This is a genomic window from Streptomyces aurantiacus JA 4570, from assembly GCF_000414115.1.
Lineage (GTDB): Bacteria > Actinomycetota > Actinomycetes > Streptomycetales > Streptomycetaceae > Streptomyces > Streptomyces aurantiacus_A.
Genome location: NZ_AOPZ01000545.1, coordinates 1 through 722 on the forward strand (window position 1 = coordinate 1; position 722 = coordinate 722).

General features: G+C 81.0%; 1 protein-coding gene. It reads left to right on the forward strand.

The features are described 5' to 3' along the window. Positions 1 to 722, forward strand: a 722-nt coding sequence (locus tag STRAU_RS37915; protein WP_037664614.1) for a tetratricopeptide repeat protein, incomplete at both ends; no start/stop codon positions are given.

The following is a 722-nucleotide window of genomic DNA, read 5'->3' on the forward strand; positions in this document are numbered from 1 at the left end:
CAGCCGATGCCGTGGCCCCGCGGGCAGCGGTGGCCGATGCTGTCGTGCCGGGCACGGCGGCGGCCGCCGCGGAAGCCGCGCTCGACGCGGTCCGCGAGGCTCTGCCCGCGCACCCGCTGCCCGCCGTGCTCGTCGACTGCGTCGACCGGCTTTTGGCCGGGCAGGCCCTTGCCGCGGAGGACGCCGGTGACTGGCCCACCGCGATCGCCCTCTACGAACAGCTCGTCGCCGCGGCCCCCGACTCCCCCGCCGCCCACACCCGCCTGACCGCCGCCCGGACCGAACTCCGGCTCGCCACCACCCTCGACACGGCCGCCCGGGCCCACCACGCGGGCGACTGGCCCGCGGCGGCCGACGCCTACGCCGCCGCCCTGACACTGCGGGCCGGGGACCCGGCCCTGACCGCGCGGGCGGCGTACGTCAGGGGCCGGGTCGCGGAGAGCGCCAAGGACTGGCCGGGGGCGGTGGCGGCGTTCGCGGAGTGCGCGGGCGCGGCTCGCGCGCGGGCACCGTACGCGGACATCTCGGACGCGGCCCTGCGGTGCGCGTACGCGCGCGGCCGGGTGGCGTCGGACGAGGGCGACTGGGCCACGGCGGTCACCGCGTTCGGCGCGTGCCGTGCGGCGGTGGCCGCTGGAGGCGTCGGTGCGGACGGGCCCGGCGGGGCCGGGGAAGTCCCTGCGGGCGCCGGGCGGGCCGGTACGCGGGGCTCCGCGGCGCGG